The sequence below is a fragment of the Citrobacter sp. CK195 genome, from assembly GCF_030333365.1.
Taxonomy (GTDB): Bacteria; Pseudomonadota; Gammaproteobacteria; order Enterobacterales; family Enterobacteriaceae; genus Citrobacter_B; species Citrobacter_B koseri.
On the sequence record NZ_JAOWGB010000024.1, the window covers coordinates 581,165 to 605,479 of the forward strand.

A 24,315-nucleotide genomic window follows, 5' to 3' on the forward strand; every position below is an offset into this window, starting at 1 on the left:
TCTTCTCCTTAGGACGACGGTGTTGCGAGCGCGTCTTGCAAATACTGAGGTAAGGCAAAAGCTGCCGTGTGAACAGACGGATTGTAGTAACGGCATTTCAGGCCGGAGGTATGGAAACGCGCCTGAATAATCTCGGTCGACAGGTGGCGCAGCGCGTCATTGTCCGTCGCCCATGCGAAGGTCATAATGCCGCCGTAGTAGGTCGGAATGGCTGCCTGGTAGAAGCTGACATCGCCAAAGTAATGGCTGAGCTTGCGGTGGCTGTCAATGGCTTCATCCTGTTGCAGGAAGCAGACGCCGTTCTGTGCGACAAAGATCCCGCCAGGATTCAGACAGCGCTTGCAACCTTCATAGAAGGTTGAGGTGAACAGACTCTCGCCGGGGCCGATCGGATCGGTACAGTCGGAGATGATCACATCAAAGGTCTGGCTGGTCTGATTCACGAAGTTAACGCCATCGTCGATCACAAGATTAAAACGCGGATCGTCATAGCTGCCTGCGTTGTGATTCGGCAGATACTGACGGCAGAAAGAGACCACGCCTGCGTCGATCTCCACCATCGTGATGGTTTCGACATTTTTATGCCGTGTCACTTCACGCAGCATTGCGCCGTCGCCGCCGCCGATGATCAGCACATGTTTCGCGTGGCCGTGCGCCAGCAGCGGAACGTGGGTCATCATCTCGTGATAGATAAACTCATCGCGCTCGGTGGTTTGCACCACGCCGTCCAGCGCCATTACGCGGCCAAACGCGGCGTTCTCGAAAATAATCAGATCCTGGTGATCGGTTTTCTCGTGATACAGCACGTTGTCCACGGCAAAGTACTGACCAAACTGGTCGTGTAGCGTTTCATGCCACTTCGTATTTTCGGCCATTGGCTGATACCTCCATTGTTAACACCCGTAAAAAATGGGCGCAACATAATAGCTAACAATGACCGATGATGCACGGTCATTATTTCAGCAATAAGGTATCCGTTGGGTATAACGCGAGTTATTTTACGTAGGCCAGCAAACTCAGGGAATCGCGCGCCAGCGCTTTGCATTTTTTGGCGACGGGAATACCGATGCCGCTCAGATCGCGGTAGCTGTCTTCACCGAGGGATTTCATGTCGAAGGAGTCGTAATTGCTGAGGTCCCACTGGTTTTGCTGGGCAAAAAAGACCAGTGCGCGACGAATCTGACCGTTCGGGAGATTCTGGTAGCCGCAGTCATTTTTCAGAAAGACGAACACCGCCGTTAAATCTGCCATATCTTCGGCTTCAGATTCACTGAGCGCATAGCTGTTTGCGCATACGGCCATCAGGCTGCCGAACAACACTGTTCTGAAAAACGTCTTCATTGCTTCTACCACTGCATCACGGAAATTAAACGTTAGCACACTGCGGGCGAGGCGACGACATTTATTATTGTATCCGACGGGCGTCTGTGACTTGACCTTCCCGTAAGGGGAGGGTCTATGCTCAAAGGTCAGACTGCTTCCCGCCGGTTGAAAATAAGGAAGTGATTATGCAACGTCGTGATTTCTTAAAATATTCTGTGGCGCTTGGGGTCGCATCGGCACTGCCGTTGTGGAGCCGCGCCGTGTTTGCTGCGGAACGTCCCGCGTTACCCATTCCCGATCTTTTAACCGCCGACGCGCGCAATCACATTTCGCTGATTGTCAAAGCCGGACAGTCGACCTTCGCGGGTAAAACGGCAACGACCTGGGGCTACAACGGCACGCTACTCGGGCCGGCGCTTAAGCTGCGCAAAGGTCAGCGTATTACCGTGGATATTCATAACCAGCTTGCCGAGGAGACGACGCTGCACTGGCATGGGCTGGAAGTTCCCGGCGAGGTGGACGGCGGCCCGCAGGGGGTGATTGCGGCGGGCGGCAAGCGCTCCGTCACCTTCACGCCTGAACAGCGTGCGGCAACCTGCTGGTTCCACCCTCATCAGCATGGGAAAACCGGTCGTCAGGTGGCGATGGGACTGGCGGGCCTGGTACTGATTGAAGATGAAGACATTGGCAAACTGCTCCTGCCGAAACAGTGGGGGATAGACGATGTGCCGGTGATTATTCAGGACAAACAGTTTTCCCCTGACGGACAAATCAATTATCAGCTGGATATGATGACCGCCGCCGTCGGGTGGTTTGGCGACACGCTGCTGACCAACGGGGCGATTTATCCGCAACATGCTGCGCCAAAAGGCTGGCTGCGTCTGCGCCTGCTGAATGGCTGCAACGCGCGTTCATTGAACATCGCCACCAGCGACAACCGCCCGCTGTATGTTATCGCCAGCGATGGCGGCCTGCTGGCGGAGCCGGTGAAGGTAAACGCACTGCCCATATTAATGGGGGAGCGTTTCGAAGTGCTTATCGACATCAGCGACGGCAAAGCGTTTGAGTTGATGACGCTGCCCGTCAGCCAGATGGGGATGACGATCGCGCCGTTTGATAAACCGCACCCGGTTATGCATATTCAGCCGCTGGCGGTCACGGCCTCCGGCACCTTGCCGGATACGCTGACCACGATGCCTGCATTGCCTTCTCTTGATGGCCTGACGCAGCGAAAACTGCAACTGTCGATGGACCCGATGCTCGACATGATGGGTATGCAGATGCTGATGCAAAAGTATGGCGATCGGGCGATGGCGGGAATGGATCATGGGCAGATGATGGGGCATATGAATCACGGTAGTGGTGGACATATGAACCACGGCGGGAAGTTCGATTTCCACAATGCCAATAAGATCAACGGCCAGGCGTTTGATATGACGACATCGATGTTTGCCGCCGCCAAAGGGCAGTATGAGCGCTGGGTTATTTCCGGCGAAGGCGACATGATGCTGCATCCGTTCCATATTCATGGTACGCAGTTCCGCATCCTGTCGGAAAACGGCAGCGCTCCGGCGGCGCATCGCGCAGGCTGGAAGGATACGGTGAGGGTTGAAGGCGGGATCAGCGAGGTGCTGGTGAAGTTTGATCACGAGGCATCGCAAGAACATGCTTACATGGCGCACTGCCATCTGCTGGAGCATGAAGATACAGGCATGATGCTTGGCTTTACGGTATAAACATGCCGGATGGCGCTGGTGCTTATCCGGCCTACAGTAAAATGAGCATCCTGTAGGCCGGATAAGGCGAAGCCGCCATCCGGCATAAACGTTACTGCGCGTCGTCAGGCAGAGCGTACGCGACAATATAGTCGCCCATCTTCGTCCCGAACGAACCGTGACCCCCGGCGGAAATCACGACGTACTGCTTACCGTTGACTTCATACGTCATCGGCGTTGCCTGACCGCCTGCGGGCAGACGGCCTTCCCACAGTTTTTCACCATTGCTCATGTTGTAAGCGCGCAGGTAGTTATCTGCGGTCGCGGCAATAAACAGCACGTTGCCAGCGGTAGAGATTGGGCCGCCCAGCATTGGCATTCCCATATTGAACGGCACCTTAAACGGCATCGGGAACGGCATGCTGTCCTGCGGCGTACCAATACGTTTTTTCCAGACAACTTCGTTGGTTTTCAGATCCAGCGCGGAGATGTAACCCCAGGCAGGCTGTTTACACGGCAGACCAAACGGCGACAGGAACGGATTCAGCGTCACGCCATACGGTACGCCATACTGCGGCTGAATACCCGATTCCGAACCGGTGCCTTTGGCATCTTCCGGCGGCTCCATCGGATTACCTGGGCCGCGTGGGATCAGTTTAGAGACAAACGGCAGCGCCATCGGGTTGGCAATCGCCACCTGACGGTTCGGATCGACGGAAATGCCGCCCCATTCGAACATACCGAGGTTGCCCGGGAAGACCAGCGTGCCTTTTTCTGATGGCGGGGTAAAGATCCCTTCATAACGCATCTGATGGAACATCACGCGGCACACCAGCTGATCGAACATGGTGGCGCCCCACATATCCGCACCGGTCAGGTCTTTCGTCGGACGGAAGCTCAAATCAGAGAACGGCTGCGTTTTGGTGACGTAATCCCCTTTGGCCGCGCCCTGCGGCACCGGTTTTTCCGGGGCAGGCACCACAAGCTGACCATTGCGACGGTCCAGCACGAAAATATTACCGGTTTTTGCCGGGGCGTAGATGACCGGAACGGTTTGCCCTTTCACGGTGATATCCGCCAGCGTCGGCTGGGACGGCATATCCATATCCCACAGATCGTGATGAACGGTCTGATAGCTCCAGGCCAGTTTACCGGTCGTTGCATTGAGCGCCAGGATCGAGCTGGCATAGCGCTCCTGCTCTGGCGTACGGTTGCCGCCCCAGATATCCGGGGTGGTGACGCCCATCGGCAGATAGACCAGATCCAGCTTCGCGTCATACGCGGCTGGCGCCCAGGAGTTTGGCGAGTTTGGTGTGAAGTGGTGCTCATCCGACGGGATCGCGTTCGGGTCTTTCGCACCGGGATCGAATGCCCATAGCAATTTACCGCTGTTCACGTCAAAGCCGCGAATAACCCCGGACGGCTCGCGGGTAGAGAAGTTATCGGTGACGGCGCCTGCAATGACGATCACCTTGTCGGTCACGACCGGCGGTGATGTGGGTTCATACATGCCCGGCGTAGTGACCGGCATATTGGTTTGCAGGTTCAGAATGCCGTTGTTGGCAAAGGATTCGCACAGCTTGCCGTTGTCCGCGTTGAGGGCGAAAATACGGCCATCGTTCACCGGCAGAATAATGCGGCGCGGGCAGTCTGAAACGACATCCGGCGAGGCGTTATCGGCCGTGGCTTCATGATAGGAGACGCCACGGCAGGTAACATGCTGGAAGCTGGGATCGGTATTGAGCTGCGGGTCGAAATGCCACTTCTCTTTCCCGCTCGCCGCGTCCAGCGCGAACAGACGCTGGTGGGCGGTACACAGATACAGCGTATCGCCGACTTTAATCGGGGTCACTTCGTTGGTGATTTCACCCGGATCGTTCGGCTGCTTCAGATCGCCGGTACGGAACACCCACGCCTCTTTCAGGTTGTGGACGTTATCAGCCGTGATCTGCTTCAGCGGAGAGTAGCGCTGCCCTTCCTGATTGCGGCCATAGGCAGGCCAGTCCTGGTCCGCAACCGGAGAGATCGGTTCGGCAGGCACCGCGTCCGCGCTTAGCGTACCGTTGATCTCTTGCGGGTCGTTGAAGCCAGCCCAGGTGAGGATGCCGCCGCTTATCAGCAGGGCAACCACCAGTGCGCTGACAGCGCCGCTGGAAGGGACGCTCAGGCGATGCCAGACAAACGGTAAAATCAGCCAGATGCCGAAGAAGACCAGAATGTCGCTACGCGGGGTCAGCGCCCAGAAGTCGAAGCCGACTTCCCACACGCCCCAGATCATGGTGGCGAGGAGCAGGGCGGCATACAGCCACAGCGCGGAACGCTTGCTGCGCCATAATAGCCCGGCGACGCCAAGCATGACGATGCCCGCAATTGGGTAGTACCAGGAGCCGCCGATGGCGACCAGCCAGCCGCCGCCGATCAGCAGATACAGCCCGCAGAGTGCAGCGAAGAGGGCTGTCAGCGTCACGAGAAGCCGTGGCGCTTTTGCGTTGTTATTTGCCATAAAAAGATACCATCTCAATTTGTTAATTTTTTAGTAGCAATTAATTATAGGATTTAACAAGTGTGATCGTCATCACAAAATGAGCTTTATTAACAGATGCCGCGAATAAATACTTTTGCTGGTATACTGCGTGCCTTGCGCTTCGATGCTGTCTTATCAAGAGCAGGCATGAAGTGATTTGTTTTTAAATCATATGGTTAGAGATATGAAACATACTGTAGAAGTAATGATCCCCGAAGCGGAGATCAAAGCGCGCATTGCCGAACTGGGTCGTCAGATTACTGAACGTTATAAAGACAGCGGCAGTGACATGGTGCTGGTAGGTCTGCTGCGTGGCTCATTTATGTTTATGGCGGATCTGTGCCGCGAGGTACAGGTGTCTCATGAAGTCGATTTTATGACCGCCTCCAGCTACGGTAGCGGCATGTCCACCACTCGCGATGTGAAAATTCTCAAGGACCTGGATGAAGATATCCGTGGCAAGGATGTGCTGATTGTCGAAGATATTATCGATTCCGGGAATACGCTGTCGAAAGTGCGGGAAATCCTGAGCCTGCGTGAGCCAAAGTCCCTGGCGATTTGTACGCTGCTGGATAAGCCGTCTCGCCGTGAGGTTGACGTCCCGGTTGAGTTTATCGGTTTCTCGATCCCGGATGAGTTCGTTGTGGGTTACGGCATCGACTATGCTCAGCGTTATCGCCATCTGCCGTATGTTGGTAAAGTGGTGCTGCTGGACGAGTAAGAACGTTGTGCCGGATGGCGCTACAGGTACTATGTCCGTAGAAATGCAGGCCGGGTAAGGCGTAGCCGCCACCCGGCAATACACGTTTACTTGTGGTTAATATGCTTTTTGCTGAGGTTTGAAACCCCCCGACGATAGCGCTGTTCCAGCGTTTCACGGTTGGTCGCCGTGACTTCCAGATCGCGCAGCAGGCCGTCGTGAATACCGTAGGCCCAGCCGTGAATCGTCACTTTCTGACCGCGTTTCCACGCGGACTGCATGATGGTTGAGTGGCCCAGGTTGTATACCTGTTCCATCACGTTCAGCTCGCACAGGGTATCGATTCGACGCTCCTGCGGCATTTCTCCGAGTAATGAGCTATGTTTGAACCAGATATCGCGAATGTGCAGCAACCAGTTGTTAATTAACCCCAGTTCCGGGTTTTCAACAGCCGCCTGGACGCCGCCACAACCGTAGTGACCACAAATAATAATGTGTTCAACTTCCAGTACATCGACGGCATACTGCACCACGGAGAGGCAGTTGAGATCGGTGTGAATGACCAGGTTGGCAACATTGCGGTGAACAAATAATTCGCCCGGCTCAAGGCCGGTTAAACGTTCTGCGGGAACGCGGCTGTCGGAACATCCAATCCATAGAAAGCGCGGTTTTTGCGCTTGCGCCAGTTTCTCAAAAAATCCGGGATCCTCTTCCACCAGCATTTTTGACCATAGTGCATTGTTGCTGATGAGTGTATCTATGTCTTTCATGGAGGTTAACGACCTGTAACCAAATAAGTGCGTTGGGCTAATATAGGGCAACTCCGGGATTATTTAAACCATATACTCGTCATTCTTCACGTTGCAGGTGCGTTGGCTTCCTCGCTCACCCCGGTCACTTACTGGTGTAAGCTTCCGGGGATTCACTGCGTTGCCGCCTTCCTGCAACTCGAATTATTTAGAGTGTAAATAAAGTGTAAGAACGTAAGGTAAGTAAAAATTCATGACCATTGCACTGGAACTTCAGCAACTTAAAAAAACGTATCCGGGCGGCGTCCAGGCGCTCCGTGGGATCGATTTACAGGTTGAAGCGGGTGATTTTTATGCGCTTCTGGGGCCAAACGGAGCGGGGAAATCAACCACCATTGGCATTATCAGCTCGCTGGTTAACAAAACCTCCGGGCGCGTCTGCGTCTTTGGTTACGACCTTGAAAAAGATGTGGTCAACGCCAAACGCCAGCTTGGCCTGGTGCCGCAGGAATTTAACTTCAACCCGTTTGAAACCGTCCAGCAGATCGTCGTCAATCAGGCGGGGTACTACGGCGTTGAGCGTAAAGAAGCCGTTGCGCGCAGCGAAAAGTATCTGAAACAACTCGATCTGTGGGAAAAACGTAACGAACGTGCGCGTATGCTCTCCGGCGGGATGAAGCGTCGTTTGATGATCGCCCGGGCGCTGATGCATGAGCCGAAACTGTTGATTCTGGATGAACCCACCGCAGGGGTGGATATTGAACTTCGCCGCTCAATGTGGGGCTTTTTGAAGGATTTAAACGACAAAGGCACCACGATTATCCTGACGACGCACTATCTTGAAGAAGCGGAAATGCTGTGTCGCAACATCGGTATCATTCAGCACGGCGCGCTGGTGGAAAACACCTCGATGAAAAATCTGCTCTCTAAGTTGAAATCCGAGACGTTTATTCTCGATCTGGCGGCGAAAAGCCCGCTGCCGAGGCTGGAAGGCTATCAGTACCGTCTGGTGGATACCTCGACGCTGGAGGTCGAAGTATTGCGGGAACAGGGCATCAATAGCGTCTTTTCGCAACTGAGCAGCCAGGGCGTTCAGGTTCTCAGTATGCGTAACAAGGCAAACCGCCTGGAAGAACTGTTTGTCTCTCTGGTGCATGATAAAAAAGGAGCTCGCGGATGATGCAGCTGTATTGGGTCGCGCTGAAAAGCATCTGGGCGAAAGAGATTAACCGCTTTATGCGTATCTGGGTGCAGACGCTGGTGCCGCCGGTCATCACCATGACGCTCTATTTTATTATCTTCGGTAATCTGATCGGCTCACGCATTGGCGAGATGCACGGTTTTAGCTATATGCAGTTTATCGTGCCGGGCTTAATCATGATGGCGGTGATCACCAACGCGTATGCCAATGTGGCCTCATCCTTCTTTAGCGCCAAATTCCAGCGCAACATTGAAGAGCTGCTGGTGGCGCCTGTCCCGACGCACGTCATTATCGTCGGATATATTGGCGGCGGCGTGGCGCGCGGGCTGTGCGTAGGGATTCTGGTTACGGTGATTTCGCTGTTCTTTGTGCCGTTCCAGGTACACTCCTGGGTGTTCGTGGCGTTAACGCTGGTACTGACGGCGGTGCTGTTTTCGCTGGCGGGGCTGCTGAACTCGGTCTTTGCGAAAACCTTTGATGATATCAGCCTGATCCCGACGTTCGTGCTGACGCCGCTCACCTACCTGGGTGGGGTGTTTTATTCCCTGACGCTGCTACCGCCGTTCTGGCAAGGATTGTCGCATCTGAACCCGATTGTCTACATGATCAGCGGCTTCCGCTATGGTTTCCTGGGCATTCACGACGTACCTCTGGTCACTACGTTCGGCGTGTTGGCCGTGTTTATCCTGGCGTTTTACCTGCTGTGCTGGTACTTAATCCAGCGCGGACGCGGCTTGCGCACGTAATGTTTTTCCTCTCCTCCGCCGGGGGAGGGGCAGACTTTGACGTTTATCACCCTTACTCATTTATCACACTGATAAACTACTTGCTTGCTAAGGAGGTAGGCTATGTTGGGTTGGGTGATTACCTGTCATGACGATCGCGCGCAGGAGCTACAGGATCGTCTGGAAGAAAAACATGGCCCGCTGGCGCAGTGCCGGGCGGTGAACTTCTGGCGCGGCCTGAGTACCAATATGCTCAGCCGTATGATGTGTGAAGCATTACACCAGGCGGATTCCGGCGATGGGGTGATCTTTTTAACGGACACGTCTGGCGCCGCGCCTTATCGTGTGGCGTCGCTGATGAGCCATAAACATTCCGGCTGCGAAGTGATTGCCGGTGTGACGTATTCATTGCTTGAAGAAATGCTTGCCGCGCGGGAATCCATGAGCAGCGCGGCGTTCCGTGACACCATTGTTTCCCTCGGCGCGCCCGATGTCACCAGTCTCTGGCATCAACAGCAAAAAAATCCGCCTTTTGTGCTGAAGCATGATTTGTACGCGTACTGACGGTCAATTCGTGGAGGCGATGATGCGGCTGACAGGCAGTCAGCCGCAGGGAACGTTATTCGTAGCTGAGGGTGAAAGTACCGACGGTTTCAAAAGTGCCGGCTTTAATTGTACCGATTTTGATTAACTGCCCGGTGAAATCCAGACCAATAGATTCATGATACCACTCACGATTTCCGCTGTAGGTGATACCGACACGCTCCGAACCGTCTACCTTCATTGTTTGTGTGTTGTTATTGATAATGGAACGAATTTTTACGCCCACGCCCTCTGCGCTCCCTGAAGAGTTGGTGAGAATCGTATTGTCTGCGCCATGATTGCCGGTCAGGGTGACGGTAACGGTCGTCAATGAGCAGCGGAATAAGTTAAACGTAAACGGCTTTTCTACCGACTCGCCCGTTTTTTCGAAATCGGAACGGTAAAAGTCGCCAAAATCCACGTCCCGATCGTATTCGTCATTATTTATCCCCATCCCCTGGCAGGTCGGCTCCATGACGGAAAACGCCATCGATGCTCCACTCATCATAAGGTCGAGATCGTTTTGCCCAGCATCTCCTATGTGCAGAGTACCTATTTTCCCTGGCAGCGCGTTCCCGTCCGTCTGACCATTTCGGGGGTGGTAGTCTGGCGTCTGATACATCGTGACGAAGATATCCCAGTTGCGTGTTGCGCTAGGCCCCGTCCAGGGGGCATCGCCATGGCTTGGGAAGGTTGACGTTCCTCCGGGCAGCGGCAGGTTTAAATCCAGATCGTTAGTGTTGTTGCCGTTGTGGCAGTTCCCGATACACCTCACGGAATAGGTGTAAACAATGCCGGGAATCGAGGTTTTGAGCAGCCCGGTAGGGCCATCTGACCCCTGAGTGGTATATTGATCCCACAAATTGGCGTCGGTAGGGCCGGTCAACGTTACGGCATTGCTCCCATTACCTCCGCATGTGATGGGCGCCGCTCCCTGGAATAAAGGGAAATCACCCTCCATAGACTGAGGGTTCATAATGATGAGCGGCGTATCGATGCCTCCGATGGGGCCGATGAGCGTTCTGGCAGTCCAGAAAGCAGGTATACTGGCCTGCTGTGTCGTAAAATGACATGCGGTGTCTGCTAACGCTTGCCTGGCGAAAATGGAGAGCACGCAAAATAATAGCGGCAGTAAATAGCGTAATTTCATCATAAATCCCTTTACTGATAGGTTACATTGACCACCACATTGCTGGTCACCAGTCCGTTGCCGACATCGCCCGTGTTCTGGTAGCGGGCGTAAAACACATAATCTGCTGGAAAGAGCGGTGCCGCTTGCCCGCTAAGGTCATACGCTACGTCGGAACTGCCATCGCTATTCAATACGTTCGTGTGGTGTGTGGCGGAAAAAACAACCACACCGACATTTCTGGCCTGATCGCTGACCGCGTTATTGATAAATACCTGGCTGTTGTCGGGGTTTATACCGAATTGCGGTTCAAATCGAAAATGAAGCTGCTGGCTTCCTTCGCTTCCTGCTGGCGGCACGTCGCAGTTGACAACCTGAATGGTAAACGTTGTACCGCCAGCGTCCGTTTCCGGCCGCAGGCGATCGCTGTTGTCCGTATTGTAAAACCAACTGCGCGTGACGGTTGGCAACTCGACATTACCGCCATTTTCCAGGCTTACTTGGCAGGTATTGGCCAGAATCTTCGCCTTAAAATTGACGTCCATTCCGCTGTCGTCAGCCTGACTGACGACAGGCCACAGTCCTGCCAGGCCCACCAGCAGGGCGAAAGTAAATCGCATAAAAAATAGTGTCTGTCGCATAGTTGCCCGCTGGCTACATTACTGGTAGGTGACTAAAAAGGTGATAAGCGACGTCGCTTCACCTGTTGTGATATCAGCGGCTGTTTTACCATTCGCAACGACCCAGCGAGCCACCAGAGGATAGGTGTAGCTCTGGTTCATATTCTTCGAACCAAACGAATGCGTCAGTACATTCGAAGGGTTGCCCGTCTGGCAGGCTAACTGGGTGCCTGAGTCTGCGGCGGTTTCCCAGATCTCAACGGCGGTATTCGTGGCGCCTGTTGTCGCGTAGGAGTCGCCGGAACAGGTATTGCCCGCCCCTGGCTGAGCCGCCACGGTTGTGGTTAACACGCCCGCGCATTCGGTCAGTGCGATATTAAAGGATTCGGTACGCGTACCGACTTCGTTCTTATACAGATCGCCGAAGTCAATCGTGCTGGTCGGGCCATCTGCATCCGTCACCTGGGTGTTACAGGTGCCAGGGAGGATCTCAGTGGTAAAGATAGCCTGCAACTGATTGGTGCCTGTCACCGGGGCGGCGTGGGTCAGGCCGCTGAATAATCCACCAGCTACCGCCAGCGCGAGAAAAAGAGAATTAGATTTCATTATGATGCTCCGTTATATCGCAGGAATTATTCATAGCTAAAGTTAAAGGTTGCTGTTGCCTGGAAGGCGCCAACCGCCGGGGTTGTACCGGAGATCCTTGTCGTCACCAGACGCGCCACAAGGTCGACCTGTTTGCTGTCTATTTCAGCAGGACTCCATTTAATCACCTCGGCATCGTTATCTGAGGTCTCCGTTTCGTTGGCAAAAATAGCAAAATAGCTGGTTGGTGCACTGACACGAGAGAATTTCAGGCCAACCCCGGTGGGGCCTGTCTCACCCGTACCGGGGAGGAGGATGGTTTTCGGCGTACCGCCGTCGTAACCGGAGGTCGTGCCGCTGATGGAGGCTTTAATTCCGGTTACGGATTCCGGGCAGTTTTTAATTTTCAGGGCGAATTGCGCCATCGTTGGTCCTGACGCTGTCTCGCTGGTCTGGTATTTAATGATATCGCCCAGCGACACTTTGCCGTCGGCGCCGATGATGATGGTGGAGCTACTGTCCGAGTCATTAATCGTCATATCACAGGTTGTGTCCCGGATATTGGCTCGGAAGGTAATGTCGATGCTGTCGCCGTTGTCTGCATGAACGGATGAACACACCGCCAGCGCTAACATAGCGACAGGTAAACTGCGGAGATATTTATTACTTTTTAAAGTCATTAAGGGAACTCCCTGTAGAAAAATAACTTATTGCATATGACAGAGTTGATTGTTCAGGATTGTGGTTAATCCTGCCTTTTGTGCGCTGTCGGTAATGTGATAATTCACCGTACAGGCGCTACCTGCTTCTTTACCCCAGACAACTCGCAGGGTGCCCTGATCTTCTACGCCGCGCACATAAGCCTGCCCGGCCTGACCGACGGCGCCGACCAGCTCGCCTTTATCGGTCAGGACGTCTGCGCCGAGTGGAATAAAGCCTTTATCGTTGCGTAGAAGTTCAAGGATGAGAGAACGACCTTCGTCGGTTTCGAAGTTGACCAGCACCACGGCGCCATCACGCGGGACGATGGTTTCACTGGTGTTTTTGACCTCGACGTCGGCGTCCAGAGAACTGATATTCAGCCCAACGCGGTTCTCACGGTAAGCCGAGGCATACGGCATAATCGCGTATCCTGAACGACCTATTTCACCTTTGCCGTAACCGAGCTGCGCGCCTTTTGCGCCGCTGGCATGAACCAGAATGATGGGGCCGGTGTCACTTAACGTTCCTGGCGCCATCGTCAGGCCGCCAGTGTGAACCACCATGCCGCCGCTATAGTTGGCGGAATATTGTTTGCTGCTGTCATCGCTAAAAGAGGTAGAGACTGACAGGGGGCCATACGGACTGCTCCACGAGCCGTAACCGCTGATCTGATTCAAATCGCCATAATCACCGGTATTGCTTGCCGTACTGATGGAGTAGTTAATCTTACCGTCTTCAGTATTACCGCTGGCGGTGTTGTTAAAGTTGGCGCTGCCTTCCATATCCGTACGCGCGCTCATATTGACGTTGTTAAAACCGGCAATATTTTTACGTTCACTGGAGAACGTGCTTAACGGAATGCTGACGTTGAGATAAACGCTGTCATCTTTTTCGCCATCTTCATCATAGGTACGCTGGAGCGAGATGCTGTAGCTGCCATAGCGGAAGTCATTGCTGTAACCTGCGCTGTAGTTTGAGGTGGAACCACTCTCATTCCAGTAGTCTTCCCAGGTGCCGGTGACATAGAGCGAGCCGTAGTTTTCACCATTGAACGCCAGCGGTTGACTGACGCTAATCTGAAACTGGTTTTTCATACGCTGATAGTCAGAATAGAGTTCGTCGCTGGACTCATATGACTGATTCTTATAGCTGCCGTATTTCACGTCGTCGTGCAGCGCGGCGGCGTCCCGTAAGCTGAGGTAGTCCTCCGTCGAGAAACGGTATGCCGCCACATTGAATGAGGTGTCGGTGGTTTCGATGACCTTGCTGTACGTCAGGCGATAGCTTTGGCCGGTCAGCGTTCCCAGCTCGTCAATTTGTGCATGTGACTGCGTGACGTCTAACGCGAAGGCGCCGATCGCGGTGTTCATCGCCACGCCAAGCAAACCGGCGTAAAAATCCATGTCGCTGTACTGCACGCCCGCGTAGCCGGTAAAGGTGTTGTTGAGACCGTAATACCAGGTGGCGTAACCAATGTTCGGTCTGTCATGCAGCGAATCGTCGTTCAGTTCGCCCGCGCCAAACTCCCAGCGTGAGGTTCCCGGACGCATCATCTGCGTAACCGAGGAAAAAGGAACCGTGAAGGTTCTCTTGCTGCCGTCAGACTCTTCTACAGTCACCTGTAGATCGTTACCGTAGCCGGTGGTGCTGAGATCGCTCAGTTCAAACGGGCCTGGCGGTACGGTGGTTTCATAAATTTTGCTGCCGCTTTGCATGACGGTGACTTTGGCGTTGCTGTTAGCGACGCCACGAATGACCGGTGAGTAGTTGGTACGGCCTTCCGGGCGCATGCGATCGTCGCTGTACAGGCGCATCCCGCGCAGGCTGACGGAGTCGAAGGTATCGCCGTTGGTGTAGGTTTCGCCCGCCACAACCTGCGCGGTTAACGCCGGAATGTCGCGCTGGAGGTAAATGTCCTGGCTGGAGTAATCCGAACCGTTGTCTTTATCCCAGTTGTAGGTGCCACGGGAGCGCAGCCGCCATGCGCCCAAATTCAGCCCATATTGCAGACCGGCGTAAGCCGTGTCGGAATTATTGCCATCGCTTTCGCTATGCCAGGCGTTGAGGTTGTACGACAGCAACGCCGCCGGAATACCTGCATCCCATAATGATGGATCGACATATCCCGCCGGGCGCTTGAGAACGTAAAGCTGCGGCATCGTCAATTCCAGGGTAAGTTTTGAGGTATCGAAATTCACCGACGAGTGGGGATAATATTTTTTGATATCAATACAGGTTGTATCATCGTCGGAAATAGTATTCCCCAGCACGCTGCTATCAACGCCCGCTTGTTTCAGCAACAATGCGGTAATACACGGTGTGGCGCGTGGCGTTCCGTTATCTTTAAATTCGATGTTTTGCGTCGATTTATTTTCACCGTTCAGGCTTATTTTCGCCCGGTAGGTTCCCGGTAATATTGGATTACCCTGAGCATAACGGCTTACATCGACTGCACTCCCCATATTCAGCAGGAATTGATCGTTAAACTCTACCATTTCCTCTGAGTCGGGAGCAGAGGACTGTGCAGGCGTATTTCCCGTCGCATGAACAGAGAACGGCAATGCCGCACTAATGGCGAGACATAATAGAGATCGTCGAAAAATCATAACAAGTCCAGTCGATTAAAGCGGGTTGCCGTTATATAAGAAGAAAAAATATATTTTTAATTTATTAATTAACGTTGGCGGTGAGTTTTTCCGTTCCGCCAAAATCATTGATAGCGATATACACCACTTCTCCGCTGGCGCTATTCGTTAATCCTTTAACCGTCATGGTTTCGCTGGAGAACGGCTTAATCGACTTACTGTCAATTTCATACTCTTTGGCGCCGACCTTAAACGTTGCGCTGGAGAGTGAAACGTTATAGGGCGAGTCGTTACGGCCAACTAAAGACAGGGTGTTGCCCTGGCGCGTTTGCGACCATTTAACCTGCTTCATCGCCTCACCCGGGGTGCCTTTTAAGCCGTCCGGGCGGAAAAATAGCTTAATACGGGTACGGAAAGCGAGTTGTAGTTGGTTCTGGCTTTCGCCGTCTTTCGCCGTTGCTTTTTTGGGAATTTCCAGCACGTTAAACCAGAATAAGGATTCCCGATCCTGCGGCAGCGGCTGCTGTAAATATGTCACACGCACAGACTGGCCTTTCCCTGGATCGATGCGTGAAATGGGCGGGGTAATGACAAAAGGCAGTTTTAATTCCTGCGGGTTAACGTTCGGGCTCCCGTCATCCAGCCAGATCTGAAGTAACAGCGGGTTTTTGCCTCGGTTATCCAGGTTCACAATCACATCTTTCATGGATTGTTGATATACGATGCGTGTGCCGGAGATAACCACGTCGGCGCATGCCTGAAAAGAGGCGATGCCGATCATGGCGGCGGTGAGGGTTTTTAATCCGGTTTTTAACGTCAGGCTGAACATAATGCTACCCACTCCCTGTTGGATGTAACGAAAACATCCTCTGGCTTAAGCCAGAGGATGAAGAACAACAGTCCTGTTGCTTATTGGTAGTTCATGGTGAAGGCAACCTGTGCCTGCACGGAACCGCTGGTTACGCCAGTAGCCGGACCCATATAAGCGACGGTGTAGTTCAGTTCGCCTTTGCCATCAGTCAGCGTGGTTGACTGAGTGTTGTTAGGATGATCGATTTTGATCAGATCGGTCTTCGTGTTGCCATCGTTGTGCAGAACCAGGCTTACGTTGGTTGCTGAACCTTGCAGGCCAGTTGGTGGAACCAGCGCGCCTTCGTTGTTTGCGGAAGAACCGCCCCAGGAATCAAACTGCGCATCAGCAGACTGCAACTCAGTATCCGCACAGGAAATAGACAGCGCGAACTTAGCCTGGCCCAGGGTGCTGTTAACGTCGGCAGCAGTACCTGGGGTGAAGTCTTCTACTGACACGGTCGGCAGAGTGACGTTGAAGTCTTTAGTTGTCTGGGAGCTCAGTGGATCATCTTTCAGCGTGATGTTACAGGTATTCGGGGTGACCAGGCCGTGGAAGGTGATGGTGCCACGATCCGCGTCTGCTGCGAATGCTGAACTGGAAATAGTTGCCAGAACTGCCGCAGCTAATGCGTATTTTTTCAATGCCATTTTGATAAACATCCGTATTAGATAATAAGTGTACTTTACGTTTTTAGAAAAAGTACTTCGTCTGTTAAGCGTAAAGGCCGGCCGGGGAATTACATTAACTTTGCGGAGTATAGGAAAATATTTATTGATAATTGTAATTATCTTTACTTAAATGGTGTTTAAGTAAACTTAACTGATGGTTATTTTGTTGAAAGGTAAGTGTTTTTATTTTTGGTTATTCACCTGATGAATTTGTGAGGAAAAGAATTTAATGATATAAATAAATATAACGATGGATTGTTGAACGTTTGTTTAAATTTTCTGATAACGCCTCAACTAATATTATTAGTTGTCCTGATAAGAAAGGCCGAAATTATTTAAAATAAAAGGAGCTGAAGTTTTTCGGCTCCTTTTATTAATATAATAATATATTTGGGAAATATCAGGCAACCTGTACCGGGATCGCTTTCGCGGTGCGCTTCATTTCATTATCGCCTTCAAAATAGGCGACGTTGGGCTGCCAGCGACGCGCTTCTTCGTCTGACATGGTAACGAAACTTGCGATGATCACGATATCGCCCACCGCAGCGCAGTGCGCCGCTGCGCCGTTCACGGAGATGATTCTGGAACCACGCTCGGCGGCAATCGCATAGGTTGAGAAGCGCTTGCCGTTAGTCACGTTCCAGATATCAATGGCTTCATTTTCAAGAATACCGGCTGCGTCCAGAAAATCTTGATCAATGGCGCAGGAACCTTCGTAGTGCAGGTCCGCCTGAGTCACTTTCACGCGGTGGAGTTTGCCCTGCAGCATAGTGCGAATCATAACTTCTACCTTTAAATCTTAGCGATAACGAAGCAGGCGTCGCCTGCTTTGAGGAAATTCTCAGGCAGTATTGCCTGATTTTTAACCCCTGTCTACTGGGTTAATGTAACGGACTGATTGTCGATCAGGCGAGCCTGACCCAGCCATGCCGCCATCAGGATCACCGCGCGTTTGCTGCTATCGGTGAGTTCCAGCAGCGTGTCCGCGTCGCGAATCTGAATGTCATCCGCGCGGAAGCCTTTTTCATTCAGCTCCTGCTCGGCGACGGCGATCATCTCTTCCAGATCGCGATTACCCGCCAGCAATTTCTCGGCGACGCTGTTCATCACCTTATTTAAGCCAGGAGCAATTTTGCGCTGTTCGGCGGTCAGGTAACCGTTACGCGAGCTCAGCGCTAAACCATCTTTGGCGCGAATAATCGGTACGCCGACGATCTCGATGTCGTAGCCCATATCGGCCACCATCTTGCGGATTAAAGCCAGTTGCTGGAAGTCCTTTTCGCCAAAGCAGGCGATGTCCGGCTGGACGAGATTGAAGAGTTTGCTGACGATGGTGGAAACACCACGGAAATGGCCCGGACGGCTGGCGCCTTCCAGCATGGTGGACAGCCCAGGAACATCAACGTAAGTCTGGCCGTCGGTGCCTTGCGGGTAAATTTCCGCTGGCGCCGGCGCGAACACGAAATCCACTTTGCGTTTGTTCAGCTTTTCGCAATCTTCCTGCAACGTTCGTGGGTAGCGTACCAGATCGTCCGGGCGGTCAAACTGCATTGGGTTCACGAAAATACTGACCACCACGACGTCAGCGCGCGCTTTCGCTTCCTCAACCAGTTTCATATGACCATCGTGCAGGTTGCCCATCGTTGGCACCAGCGCAATGCGTTTACCGTCCTGGCGCAGGCGGCGAATATGCTGTCGCAGCAGCGGCAGGGTTTCAATAATTAGCACAACAAGACTCCTTAAGTTGCCTGATGGACCGTGGTTTGTAGGCCTGATAAGCGTAGCGCCATCAGGCATTTTGCCGGATGGCGACGCAGGGCGTTTTATCCGGCCTACAAGCACCCCATTAATGGAAGCTGTGTTCTTCGCCCGGATAGACGCTGGACTCAACCTCGGCAATATACTGCCGCACGGCGGCGCGCATGTCGCCTGCTTCCGCCAGGAAATTTTTAGCAAATTTCGGAATGTGGCCGCCGGTAATGCCGAAGGCGTCGTGCATCACCAGGATCTGACCGTCGGTTACGTTGCCTGCGCCAATGCCGATGACCGGAATAGAGAGCGCTTCGGTGACGCGTTTAGCAAGCTCAACCGGCACGCATTCCAGCACCAGCAACTGCGCGCCTGCCGCTTCCAGCGCCAGCGCATCATCCAGCAGTACCTGCCCCGCATCGCCGCGCCCCTGGATCTTATAGCCGCCAAAGATATTGACGGACTGCGGCGTCAGTCCCAGATGGCCGCACACCGGCACCGCGCGTTCGGTGAGCATTTTTACCGTATCGACCAGCCAGGCGCCGCCTTCGATTTTGACCATATTCGCCCCTGCGCGCATCACCACGGCGGCGTTTTCAAACGCCTGCTCCGGGGTGGCATAGGCCATAAACGGCAGGTCGGAGAGCAGGAGACAGTTAGGCGCGCCACGGCGCACCGCACGCGTGTGGTAAGCGATATCTTCTACGGTAACAGGCAGGGTGGAATCGTGTCCCTGAACCGTCATGCCCAGCGAGTCGCCTACCAGCATCACGTTGATACCCTCGTCAGCGAAGAGTCTGGCAAAGCTGTAATCGTAGGCGGTGATAGTCGCGAAGCGCTTTTTCTCTTGCTTACATTTTTGCAGCAAGGCGATAGTCGTCGGTTTCATAACGTTTCCTGATGGTGGAGGTCATATTAACCGGCATTTTAACAGCAGCATTGATGGGGGCAATGGATTTAAGCAATCGATTAACCCGAAAGCAGTAAACGCTAAAGAGGGGCGGGAAATTTACCAGTAGGCAGGTTTTTCTGCTGCGAGGCGTGTGAGGTAATGATGCAGCGTGACGCCGTCCGGGAACACCAGGTCGGGGGCGATTTCAAAGAGCGGCCACAGCATAAAACCGCGATTTTTCATGTCGTAGTGCGGTATCGTCAGGCGGGGCGTGTTTATTACGTCATCACCAAACAGCATGATGTCGAGATCGAGCGTGCGCGGCCCCCAGCGTTCGGCTTTGCGAACGCGACCCTGTTGTAACTCAATACGCTGCGTGTGGTTGAGCAGTTCTTCCGGCGCCAGTTGGGTTTCCAGCGCAACGGCGGCGTTCAGGTAGTCGGGCTGATCCTGCGGGCCTAGCGGGGGAGTGCGGTAAAACGAGGAAACGGCAACAATGCGGCTGTCCGGGATGTCGCCGATAGCCTTCACGGCAGCATTAACCTGCTCCAGCGGAGAGGCTAAGTTGCTGCCGAGCGCGATATAGGCAACCGTCACGCGGTTCCCTCGCGGCGTGGCGCGCGTTTACGCGGACGACGATGGCGGCGGCGCGGCGCGGGGTCTTCATCCAGCTCATTCAGCATGCCTTTCTGATCGGGCGGCGCTGAAACCTGGAACTCGCCCCACCACTGCGCCAGACGTTGCAGTTCAGCGTTGTTTTCCACCTCGGCGCGCAACGCCAGCAGATCGTATGCGGCGCGGAATTTCGGGTGCTCCAGCAGCTTCCAGGCGCGTTTGCCCTGGCGGCGGGACATCCGCAACTGGAGTTGCCAGATATCACGGGTTAACGTTGTGAGGCGTTTCGGGATCGCCAGCGAACGGCACGCTTCGTCCAGCACCTCGTTCATGGCCAGCGCAAAGGCGTCGTAATAGGCCAGGCCGCTCTCCTGAGCGATTTTCTGCGCCATTTCCAGCAACGGATACCAGAACATGGCGGCAAACAAGAACGCCGGGTTAACGCGCATGTCGTTATGAATGCGGTTATCGGTATTTTTCAGCACCTGCGCAATGATGCGCTCCATCGCGCTGTCGCCGTTTTCGGTGAAATAACGCGTAATGGTGGGGAACAGGGGCTGGAACAGGCTGTATTCACGCAGCTTTTTGTAGGTTTCGAAACCATAGCCCGCTTGCAGAAGCTTCAGGGACTCTTCAAACAGACGCGCTGGCGGAATATCGTTGAGTAAGGTCGCCAGGCGCGGAATCGGCTCTGCGGTTTCCGGGCTGATGCGCATATCGAGTTTTGCGGCGAAACGGACTGCACGCAGCATTCGCACCGGATCTTCGCGGTAACGCGTTTCAGGGTTGCCGATCAGGCGAATCACGCCGTCTTTCAGATCCTGCATACCGCCGACGTAATCGCGCACGGTGAAATCCGCCACGCTGTAATAGAGACTGTTAATGGTGAAGTCGCGACGCTGGGCGTCTTCTTCAATGGAGCCGAAGATGTTATCGCGCAGCAGCATGCCGTTTTGCCCGCGCTGGGAGGTGGCGCGGTCGCTGTCGTTGCCTTCATGGTGACCACGAAATGTCGCCACTTCGATAATCTCCGGGCCGAACATGACGTGCGCCAGACGGAAACGGCGACCCACCAGACGACAGTTACGGAACAACTTCCGCACCTGATCCGGCGTTGCGTTGGTGGTGACATCGAAATCTTTCGGTTTTTTGCCGAGCAGAAGATCGCGCACGCCGCCGCCAACCAGCCAGGCCTCATATCCCGCTTTATTGAGCCTGTACATTACTTTCAGAGCATTTTCACTGATATCTTTGCGGGAAATAGCGTGCTGCTCACGCGGGATTACCGTCATATGTGGACGGGCGACGGCCAGCTCAGCCTCGCTCTCCTCGCGGTTTAGCACCTTGCGGCAAAAATTAGCGACTCGGGTAAAAATAGTGCACCTCGGTAGTGTCAAACATCAATCAGGACAAGTTACTGCGTAAAAATAGCGGCTAATCATAGCTCAGCAAGACGCATTTGAGAATGCTGGATTTACACTTGCCGATTCCGGCACCGTCGTAAGCGTCCAGTTATCCACCGCATACTGCAATAATTCGTCGGTATGCATATCCTGCCATTGCGCCGTGGCGTTCTGGCCCAGAAAGCGCAGCGCGGCAATGAGTACGGGGCGTGGATCGCCCTCCGGCAAGGCTGGGGCATGATTCTGTTTGGAAAGTTTAGCGCCTTGTTCGTTGAGCGCCAACGGCAGATGAATATAGTCCGGCGCGCGCCAGCCGAACTGCTGGTACAACGAAATTTGCCGTACCGTGGGTTCGATTAAATCCGCGCCGCGCACGATTTCCGTGACGCCCTGAAAATGATCGTCCACGACCACCGCCAGGTTATAGGCGAACAGACCATCGCGGCGATGAATAATAAAATCCTCGCGCGCCAGCAGCGGGTCGGCCTGGATATCGCCGCGCAGCACGTCATGAAATTGCATCACCGGGCTGAACTGTTTAATCCGCACGGCGGCATTTTCCGGCCCATGCTGCAAGGTTCGGCAATGGCCGTCGTAAACGCCGCCGATGCGTTGAATGCGCGCGCGCGGGCAGGTGCAGTAGTAGCTTAAATTCTGCTGGCGCAGCCAGGCGAGCGCGTCGCGGTAGGCGTCATGGCGTTGAGACTGCCACAATATATCGCCATCCCAGTGCAGGCCGTAATGTTCCAGCTGACGCAGAATTGTCTCTGCGGCACCGGGAACTTCACGAGGGGGATCGATATCTTCAATGCGTACTCGCCAGATCCCATGCTGAGAGCGGGCTCGCAGGTAACTACCGAGGGCGGCGATCAGTGAACCAAAGTGCAGCTCGCCAGAGGGGGACGGGGCGAAGCGGCCAATATAGTGTGCGTTGGTCATACCGGTGGACAATATAAAAGAATAAGGCGGGAGATAACCCCGCCCGGATTTTGCCGGATGGCGGCGCAAACCCTTCATCCGGCCTATGAATTGTTGCCAGGCAGGATAAGCGTAGCGCCATCCGGCGTTCTACGGTCTGACGGGATTAGCCCGCCATTTGTTTTTCGCGGATCTCAGCCAGCGTTTTGCAGTCGATGCACAGATCGGCTGTTGGACGCGCTTCCAGACGGCGAATACCAATTTCGACACCGCAGGATTCGCAGTAGCCAAAATCTTCGTCTTCCACTTTCTTCAGCGTTTTCTCGATCTTTTTGATCAGTTTGCGCTCACGGTCGCGGTTACGCAGCTCAAGGCTAAATTCTTCTTCCTGCGCGGCACGGTCAACCGGATCAGGGAAGTTAGCCGCTTCGTCCTGCATATGAGTCACAGTGCGATCGACTTCATCCCTGAGTTGATTACGCCATGCTTCAAGAATACGCTTGAAGTGCGACAGCTGGGCTTCGTTCATATACTCTTCGCCCGGTTTCTCCTGGTACGGCTCCACCCCAGCGATGGCGAGAATACTCAGGGACGATGTTTTACGGTTTTGCCCTTCTTGCATGTTGCTTCTCCTTAACACGCACTATCGATCCCCATTGTCGGGGGAAAAATCAGGTCGCTATAAATAGCAGATGCTTTTCAGGATAGCAATTATCTAAACGTAACACTTGACAACCCTGTGAGGAAAAGCGTATTTGCGTACGCGACCAGAATACTAATTAACCGATTGTTTACGCCATTATAAAGTCATGGGTAACGGTTCTTTTAGAGTCATACCTTCGGCAGAAAGTTCGGCTTTATAAACCAGAATTTCTACCCCCTTTAGCTGTGCTTCAATCAATAGTTGCGCATATTTTGCATCGATATGCCGCGCGGGTGAAAACCGTGTAATGGCTGAATGCAGCACCGCGAATAACACCACGGCGCGATGGCCTTCAGCCGCTACGCTCATCAGTTCCCGAAGGTGTTTTTGCCCCCGTAAGGTGACTGCATCGGGAAAATAACCATACTCTTGTTCTGCTAATGTGACCGATTTCACTTCAATATAGCAGTCGGGTCGGGAATCTGCCTGTAACATGAAATCAATACGGCTGCGTTCCGCGCCGTATTTTACTTCGCTTTTTAACAGGCTGTAGCCTGAAAGTTCTGAAAGCTGCTCATTCTGAATCGCTTCCTTCGTTAATCTGTTTGCCCACAGGGTGTTAACGCAGATAAGTGCGCCTGTCCGGGTTTGCGTTAATTCCCAGGTGTGCGGATATTTGCGTTTAGTATTTTCTGATGTCGAATACCAGACGGTATCGCCCGGCGTGGCGCATCCGGTCATCGCACCGGTATTTGGGCAGTGTAACGTTAATTCCGTGCCGTCCGGCGTAATGACATCGGCTAAAAAACGTTTGTAGCGCTGAATTAAGGTGGCGCGCTGCAATGGCGGAGAGAACTGCATGTGATTTCCTTAAAGCCTGCTTTTGCAGACTATTTTATTCGGCAAGCGTCCAGCGCTGTAGTTGTGTGTAACGTGTGCGGCCGCGTTCGAACGACGAGGCATAAAGCGCAAATTCATTGACCGGAAACGACCAGCAAAAACCCGGCGCTGGAATGGCGACCGCATGGCTGGCGTCGCGCAGCAGCGTAATATGCGGATGAAAAGGCTGCGGGCTTTGATAACAACCGCTGCGCGCCGCCTGGGCACGTAACATGTTCGCCAGTTGCAGCAGCCCGCGCGGCGGCTGTCGCATCCCCAGCCAGACGACCCGCGAACGTAGCCACTGGCCCGCGTCATCCAGCCTGAGCGTAAAGCCCGGCTGACGGATGCGTCCGGCAAGCTGTGATAATGCCTGTTGCTTGCTCGCGCTCACCTCGCCTAAAAACGCCAGCGTCAGGTGCAAATTTGCTGCGGCGACCGGCCTGCCGTCGTCCGGGGAAAAATGACCGGCGCGCCAGGCGATGATCTGCTCACGAACCTCGTCGGGCAATTCAATGGCAAAGAACAGCCTTTTCGGCTCAGACATGATGGGTA

25 protein-coding genes are annotated in these 24,315 nt (G+C 53.8%); 5 read left to right on the forward strand and 20 right to left on the reverse strand.

The window, feature by feature from the left end; all coding sequences use genetic code 11:
- Positions 1–8 precede the first annotated feature (8 nt).
- Both speE and OGX93_RS13835 read right to left on the reverse strand, forming a co-directional pair.
- Positions 9–875 (reverse strand): polyamine aminopropyltransferase, encoded by an 867-nt coding sequence (speE, locus tag OGX93_RS13830; protein WP_012134036.1) that lies wholly within the window; start codon positions 873–875, stop codon positions 9–11.
- 118 nt (positions 876–993) lie between these two features.
- Positions 994–1,341, reverse strand: a complete 348-nt coding sequence (locus OGX93_RS13835; RefSeq protein ID WP_012134034.1) for a YacC family pilotin-like protein — start codon at positions 1,339–1,341, stop codon at positions 994–996.
- A 167-nt stretch (positions 1,342–1,508) separates the two neighbouring features.
- Between OGX93_RS13835 and cueO the strand changes: the two genes are divergently transcribed.
- Positions 1,509–3,059, forward strand: coding sequence for a multicopper oxidase CueO (gene cueO / locus OGX93_RS13840; RefSeq protein WP_286449860.1), 1,551 nt, complete (start codon positions 1,509–1,511; stop codon positions 3,057–3,059).
- Positions 3,060–3,150: 91 nt separating this feature from the next.
- Here cueO and OGX93_RS13845 read toward each other — a convergent pair whose 3' ends face one another.
- The gene (locus tag OGX93_RS13845) at positions 3,151–5,541 is read right to left on the reverse strand and encodes a glucose/quinate/shikimate family membrane-bound PQQ-dependent dehydrogenase (RefSeq protein ID WP_071257587.1); all 2,391 of its coding nucleotides are present in this window, start codon (positions 5,539–5,541) and stop codon (positions 3,151–3,153) included.
- Positions 5,542–5,746: 205 nt separating this feature from the next.
- Here OGX93_RS13845 and hpt point away from each other — a divergent pair, with 205 nt between their 5' ends.
- The gene (gene hpt / locus OGX93_RS13850) at positions 5,747–6,283 is read left to right on the forward strand and encodes a hypoxanthine phosphoribosyltransferase (protein WP_024130701.1); all 537 of its coding nucleotides are present in this window, start codon (positions 5,747–5,749) and stop codon (positions 6,281–6,283) included.
- Between the two features lie 86 nt (positions 6,284–6,369).
- On the opposite strand, the gene can is transcribed toward hpt, so the two are convergent.
- Complete coding sequence (gene can / locus OGX93_RS13855; RefSeq protein WP_012134030.1) at positions 6,370–7,032, reverse strand: carbonate dehydratase; 663 nt, start codon at positions 7,030–7,032, stop codon at positions 6,370–6,372.
- A 232-nt stretch (positions 7,033–7,264) separates the two neighbouring features.
- Here can and OGX93_RS13860 point away from each other — a divergent pair, with 232 nt between their 5' ends.
- From OGX93_RS13860 to OGX93_RS13870, 3 genes are all read left to right on the forward strand, one after another.
- Complete coding sequence (locus OGX93_RS13860; protein ID WP_058668582.1) at positions 7,265–8,191, forward strand: ABC transporter ATP-binding protein; 927 nt, start codon at positions 7,265–7,267, stop codon at positions 8,189–8,191.
- A complete protein-coding gene (locus OGX93_RS13865) occupies positions 8,188–8,958 on the forward strand; it encodes an ABC transporter permease (protein WP_286449859.1) in 771 nt (256 codons plus the stop codon). Before OGX93_RS13860 ends, OGX93_RS13865 begins: the two co-directional genes overlap by 4 nt.
- A 102-nt stretch (positions 8,959–9,060) precedes the next feature.
- A complete protein-coding gene (locus OGX93_RS13870) occupies positions 9,061–9,501 on the forward strand; it encodes a PTS sugar transporter subunit IIA (RefSeq protein WP_012134027.1) in 441 nt (146 codons plus the stop codon).
- A 55-nt stretch (positions 9,502–9,556) separates the two neighbouring features.
- Here the strand turns inward: OGX93_RS13870 and OGX93_RS13875 are convergent, their stop codons facing one another.
- The 16 genes from OGX93_RS13875 to thpR all read right to left on the reverse strand — a co-directional run bounded on the left by OGX93_RS13875 (position 9,557) and on the right by thpR (position 24,307).
- Entirely contained in the window at positions 9,557–10,672 is a 1,116-nt protein-coding gene (locus OGX93_RS13875; protein WP_080750331.1) for a fimbrial protein, read from the reverse strand.
- Between the two features lie 8 nt (positions 10,673–10,680).
- Entirely contained in the window at positions 10,681–11,289 is a 609-nt protein-coding gene (locus OGX93_RS13880) for a fimbrial-like protein (protein ID WP_012134025.1), read from the reverse strand.
- Between the two features lie 18 nt (positions 11,290–11,307).
- On the reverse strand, positions 11,308–11,874 hold the full coding sequence (locus tag OGX93_RS13885; protein WP_012134024.1) for a fimbrial protein: 567 nt from the start codon (positions 11,872–11,874) through the stop codon (positions 11,308–11,310).
- Between the two features lie 26 nt (positions 11,875–11,900).
- On the reverse strand, positions 11,901–12,533 hold the full coding sequence (locus OGX93_RS13890; RefSeq protein WP_286449858.1) for a fimbrial protein: 633 nt from the start codon (positions 12,531–12,533) through the stop codon (positions 11,901–11,903).
- Between the two features lie 27 nt (positions 12,534–12,560).
- On the reverse strand, positions 12,561–15,161 hold the full coding sequence (locus OGX93_RS13895; RefSeq protein WP_047458871.1) for an outer membrane usher protein: 2,601 nt from the start codon (positions 15,159–15,161) through the stop codon (positions 12,561–12,563).
- 64 nt (positions 15,162–15,225) lie between these two features.
- A complete protein-coding gene (locus OGX93_RS13900) occupies positions 15,226–15,969 on the reverse strand; it encodes a fimbrial chaperone (protein WP_047458866.1) in 744 nt (247 codons plus the stop codon).
- 80 nt (positions 15,970–16,049) lie between these two features.
- Positions 16,050–16,640, reverse strand: coding sequence for a fimbrial protein (locus OGX93_RS13905; RefSeq protein WP_024130696.1), 591 nt, complete (start codon positions 16,638–16,640; stop codon positions 16,050–16,052).
- A gap of 421 nt (positions 16,641–17,061) precedes the next feature.
- On the reverse strand, positions 17,062–17,442 hold the full coding sequence (panD, locus tag OGX93_RS13910) for an aspartate 1-decarboxylase (protein WP_012134019.1): 381 nt from the start codon (positions 17,440–17,442) through the stop codon (positions 17,062–17,064).
- Positions 17,443–17,534: 92 nt separating this feature from the next.
- Positions 17,535–18,389 carry a pantoate--beta-alanine ligase gene (gene panC / locus OGX93_RS13915; protein ID WP_024130695.1) on the reverse strand — a complete coding sequence of 285 codons (855 nt, stop codon included), beginning with the start codon at positions 18,387–18,389 and terminating at the stop codon, positions 17,535–17,537.
- A 118-nt stretch (positions 18,390–18,507) separates the two neighbouring features.
- Positions 18,508–19,299: a 3-methyl-2-oxobutanoate hydroxymethyltransferase gene (panB, locus tag OGX93_RS13920; protein ID WP_012134017.1), complete on the reverse strand. Its 792-nt coding sequence runs from the start codon at positions 19,297–19,299 to the stop codon at positions 18,508–18,510.
- Between the two features lie 120 nt (positions 19,300–19,419).
- Positions 19,420–19,899: a 2-amino-4-hydroxy-6-hydroxymethyldihydropteridine diphosphokinase gene (folK, locus tag OGX93_RS13925; protein WP_012134016.1), complete on the reverse strand. Its 480-nt coding sequence runs from the start codon at positions 19,897–19,899 to the stop codon at positions 19,420–19,422.
- Positions 19,896–21,293 carry a polynucleotide adenylyltransferase PcnB gene (pcnB, locus tag OGX93_RS13930; protein ID WP_204267647.1) on the reverse strand — a complete coding sequence of 466 codons (1,398 nt, stop codon included), beginning with the start codon at positions 21,291–21,293 and terminating at the stop codon, positions 19,896–19,898. The genes folK and pcnB overlap by 4 nt, the downstream gene beginning before the upstream one ends.
- A gap of 69 nt (positions 21,294–21,362) precedes the next feature.
- Positions 21,363–22,259, reverse strand: coding sequence for a tRNA glutamyl-Q(34) synthetase GluQRS (gene gluQRS / locus OGX93_RS13935; RefSeq protein WP_012134014.1), 897 nt, complete (start codon positions 22,257–22,259; stop codon positions 21,363–21,365).
- A gap of 145 nt (positions 22,260–22,404) precedes the next feature.
- On the reverse strand, positions 22,405–22,860 hold the full coding sequence (dksA, locus tag OGX93_RS13940) for an RNA polymerase-binding protein DksA (protein WP_001155232.1): 456 nt from the start codon (positions 22,858–22,860) through the stop codon (positions 22,405–22,407).
- 177 nt (positions 22,861–23,037) lie between these two features.
- Positions 23,038–23,742 (reverse strand): DNA/RNA nuclease SfsA, encoded by a 705-nt coding sequence (gene sfsA / locus OGX93_RS13945; RefSeq protein WP_012134013.1) that lies wholly within the window; start codon positions 23,740–23,742, stop codon positions 23,038–23,040.
- A 34-nt stretch (positions 23,743–23,776) separates the two neighbouring features.
- Positions 23,777–24,307 (reverse strand): RNA 2',3'-cyclic phosphodiesterase, encoded by a 531-nt coding sequence (gene thpR / locus OGX93_RS13950; protein ID WP_047458852.1) that lies wholly within the window; start codon positions 24,305–24,307, stop codon positions 23,777–23,779.
- Between the last annotated feature and the right edge of the window lie 8 nt (positions 24,308–24,315).

Coding starts and splice junctions, on each gene's coding strand:
- OGX93_RS13865 (WP_286449859.1), top strand. CDS start 8,188: ATGATGCAGCTGTATTGGGTCGCGCTGAAAAGCATCTGGGCGAAAGAG.
- panB (WP_012134017.1), bottom strand. CDS start 19,299: ATGAAACCGACGACTATCGCCTTGCTGCAAAAATGTAAGCAAGAGAAA.
- panD (WP_012134019.1), bottom strand. CDS start 17,442: ATGATTCGCACTATGCTGCAGGGCAAACTCCACCGCGTGAAAGTGACT.
- speE (WP_012134036.1), bottom strand. CDS start 875: ATGGCCGAAAATACGAAGTGGCATGAAACGCTACACGACCAGTTTGGT.
- OGX93_RS13885 (WP_012134024.1), bottom strand. CDS start 11,874: ATGAAATCTAATTCTCTTTTTCTCGCGCTGGCGGTAGCTGGTGGATTA.
- sfsA (WP_012134013.1), bottom strand. CDS start 23,742: ATGCAGTTCTCTCCGCCATTGCAGCGCGCCACCTTAATTCAGCGCTAC.
- OGX93_RS13890 (WP_286449858.1), bottom strand. CDS start 12,533: ATGACTTTAAAAAGTAATAAATATCTCCGCAGTTTACCTGTCGCTATG.
- OGX93_RS13845 (WP_071257587.1), bottom strand. CDS start 5,541: ATGGCAAATAACAACGCAAAAGCGCCACGGCTTCTCGTGACGCTGACA.
- gluQRS (WP_012134014.1), bottom strand. CDS start 22,259: ATGACCAACGCACACTATATTGGCCGCTTCGCCCCGTCCCCCTCTGGC.
- OGX93_RS13880 (WP_012134025.1), bottom strand. CDS start 11,289: ATGCGACAGACACTATTTTTTATGCGATTTACTTTCGCCCTGCTGGTG.
- dksA (WP_001155232.1), bottom strand. CDS start 22,860: ATGCAAGAAGGGCAAAACCGTAAAACATCGTCCCTGAGTATTCTCGCC.
- OGX93_RS13875 (WP_080750331.1), bottom strand. CDS start 10,672: ATGATGAAATTACGCTATTTACTGCCGCTATTATTTTGCGTGCTCTCC.
- thpR (WP_047458852.1), bottom strand. CDS start 24,307: ATGTCTGAGCCGAAAAGGCTGTTCTTTGCCATTGAATTGCCCGACGAG.
- can (WP_012134030.1), bottom strand. CDS start 7,032: ATGAAAGACATAGATACACTCATCAGCAACAATGCACTATGGTCAAAA.
- OGX93_RS13870 (WP_012134027.1), top strand. CDS start 9,061: ATGTTGGGTTGGGTGATTACCTGTCATGACGATCGCGCGCAGGAGCTA.
- hpt (WP_024130701.1), top strand. CDS start 5,747: ATGAAACATACTGTAGAAGTAATGATCCCCGAAGCGGAGATCAAAGCG.
- OGX93_RS13905 (WP_024130696.1), bottom strand. CDS start 16,640: ATGGCATTGAAAAAATACGCATTAGCTGCGGCAGTTCTGGCAACTATT.
- OGX93_RS13895 (WP_047458871.1), bottom strand. CDS start 15,161: ATGATTTTTCGACGATCTCTATTATGTCTCGCCATTAGTGCGGCATTG.
- OGX93_RS13860 (WP_058668582.1), top strand. CDS start 7,265: ATGACCATTGCACTGGAACTTCAGCAACTTAAAAAAACGTATCCGGGC.
- OGX93_RS13835 (WP_012134034.1), bottom strand. CDS start 1,341: ATGAAGACGTTTTTCAGAACAGTGTTGTTCGGCAGCCTGATGGCCGTA.
- OGX93_RS13900 (WP_047458866.1), bottom strand. CDS start 15,969: ATGTTCAGCCTGACGTTAAAAACCGGATTAAAAACCCTCACCGCCGCC.
- cueO (WP_286449860.1), top strand. CDS start 1,509: ATGCAACGTCGTGATTTCTTAAAATATTCTGTGGCGCTTGGGGTCGCA.